The organism is Halomonas sp. KM-1, from assembly GCF_000246875.1.
GTDB classification, from domain to species: Bacteria; Pseudomonadota; Gammaproteobacteria; order Pseudomonadales; family Halomonadaceae; genus Halomonas; species Halomonas aerodenitrificans.
Genome location: NZ_BAEU01000022.1, coordinates 1 through 2,524, shown reverse-complemented (window position 1 = coordinate 2,524; position 2,524 = coordinate 1). Strand labels below are relative to the sequence as shown.

The following is a 2,524-nucleotide window of genomic DNA, read 5'->3' as shown; positions in this document are numbered from 1 at the left end:
TGCCACCAACTCGGGTCGCTTCTGCGTCAATAGCGAGGCCTGCTCGTAGGTATGGGCAATTTTCAGCACCTTGAGGTCGTCGTGCATACGGCCGACCAATTGAATGCCCATGGGGCGGCCCCGGTCATCGAAACCGGCCGGCACGTTGATGACCGGGCAGCCAGAAAGTGTGCCGGGGATCACGACCTCCATCCAGCGGTGGTAGGTATCCATCTCGCGCCCGGCTATCTCTTTAGGCCAGTGACGTCAAAGGGGAAGACCTGCGCAGAGGGCAGGGCAACGACGTCGTAGCTATCAAAAAGTGTATCCAGCATCGAATACCACTGTGTGCGGGCGGCAGAGGCACGAAAGACGTCCGGCCCCGTCAGGCGCAGCCCACCCTCGACCTCCCAGATCACCTCGGGCTTCATATGGGCCCGTTTAGCCTCGTCGGCGTAGAGGTCGTGGGCGATGCCGGCGATCAGGAAGTGACGCAGGGTCAGCCAGGTCTCCCATAACTGCTCCATGGAATAATCCAGGCTGACCTCCTCCACCCGAGCCCCTAGGCTCTCGAAGTGGCCGAGGGCCTGGCGACACAGATCGAGTACACCGGGTTCGGTGGCCAAATAGCCGTCGAAATCACCTAACCAGGCGACCCGCAGGCCGTAGATATTCATGTCGAGGCCAGCTGCGTAACGCGCGTTATCTGTCGCAAGCGAAAGCGGCACCCGGGAATCGAAGCCGGCCATGGTCGCCAACAGGCGCGCCGTATCCGCGACCGTGCGGCCCATGGGACCGTCGTAGCCAAGCTGCTGGAAGAACATCTCCCGAGTGGTGCCATGGGGCACACGCCCCTGACTCGGCCGGAAGCCGATGACGTTATTGTAGGCCGCTGGATTGCGCAGCGATCCCATCATGTCACTGCCGTCCGCCACCGGCAGCATGTGGGTGGCCAGTCCCACCGCGGCCCCACCGCTGCTACCGCCAGCGCACAGGGTCGGATCAAAGGCGTTGCGGGTGGTGCCGTAGACGGGGTTGTAGGTTTGCGAGCCCAGGCCAAACTCGGGGGTATTGGTCTTGCCGATCAGGATAGCGCTGGCGGCACGCAGCCGCTCGACGAAGACGGCATCCTGCCCCGGCACCCACTCCTTAAACAACGGGGAGCCCAGGGTAGTGGTGATACCGCGCGTCGGTGCCAGATCCTTCACGGCATGGGGGAATCCATGCATCCAACCCCGGTAGTTATCTCGTGCCAAGTCGTCGTCAGCCGCTTGTGCCTCCTCCATCAGCACCTCATGCGCGCGCAAGGCGACGATGGCGTTGTAGGTGAGGTTATAGCGCTCGATCCGACCGAGGTAGGCTGTCATCACCTCGCGGCAGCTGACGCTGCCCTGGCGGATGGCGGTGGAGAGATCGACGGCGGAAAGCGCGACGAGCTCTGCCTCGGAGCCAGGTTGTATCTTGGCGGCATGGTTGTCGGCGATGCCACTCAGGCCAGTGATGGCAAGCATGCCGGTCCCAGCGGAGAACTTGAGGAAGTTACGGCGATCCAGCGAATACGGCTTAGTCATGGTCGGTGGCCTCGTATTTTCAGGCATCCTTGTTATTGGATACGAGAACCTTAGCGAGACGAAGAATCAGCGTTAAGCCAGATTGGTTTCACATCGTGGAACAAGTCGCTCAGCCTTCCTTGGGGCTACTGACCGAAGCAGCAGCTTCGTGGTTAGCGCCGTGAAGATAGAGAAGAGACTTCTGGCAGCGCCGGCCAGTCGGGGTGAGCGTGCCACCACTGCCACAGCGCCCCGGCCGAAGCACCGGCGGCCTTCAATAACGCCCTTGCCTCATTGAGATCGCCGGCCTGCATGGCCCTGACCAGAGGCGCCAGCAGCACACCCGCCACCGCCTGGATACCCAGGGGCTGGTCGGGGGTCACCACCAGCTCTCGCTCGGCCAGCCGGGTACCGACAATGGCCAGCCCCCGCTTGACCCGTACCCGGGCCCAGGGCTCCGGCGGGTGCAACGGCTGGTGATCGGGCCAGTGGCAGCGTGCCGCCCAGTAGGGCGCCGGTTCGGCAACCGTCGACGCCTGACAGGCGGCCTGACGATAGAAATCGCGCCCGGCACGGGCGAAGCGCCAGTACTGGGCGTCCTGGCGGCGCTGATGGAAACGCTGCAGCGGTGCCACCGCCTCGCCGGCCAGCAGGCCTTCGAGCACCGGTAGCAGGCCATGGGCCGAGGAGAGCGCATTGAAGATGCCCTGGCCGGAGAGGGGATCGATGGCCATGGCGGCATCGCCCAGGCGCCAGACCCGTCCCTCTCTCACGGTGGTACGCCCCAGCGTGCCAGGGCGGCGATAGTGGTGATGAACGGGCGAGTCGCCCCAAAGCTCGGCCAGGGCCGGCTGGGTGGCCAGCCAGGCGTCGGGGTCGCGGCTGGCATGGCGTAGCATCGCCTCCGGCAGGGCCAGCTGCAGGTACTGCTGGCCCTCCAGCCGCGACCACCAGGCCCAGCCGCCGCCGGGCAGCGACAGCGCGGCACTTCCCGG

General features: G+C 64.9%; 2 protein-coding genes and 1 pseudogene. All 3 read right to left on the bottom strand.

The genetic code is table 11. The features are described 5' to 3' along the window. Positions 1-213 (bottom strand): amidase family protein (locus B8115_RS24030; protein WP_010626075.1); only part of this gene is annotated, 213 nt, incomplete at its 3' end. Between the two features lie 11 nt (positions 214-224). Beyond that, entirely contained in the window at positions 225-1,550 is a 1,326-nt protein-coding gene (locus B8115_RS02045; protein WP_010626074.1) for an amidase, read from the bottom strand. A gap of 152 nt (positions 1,551-1,702) precedes the next feature. Continuing rightward, positions 1,703-2,524 (bottom strand): annotated as a pseudogene (locus B8115_RS23530) (hypothetical protein); the annotation flags it as partial.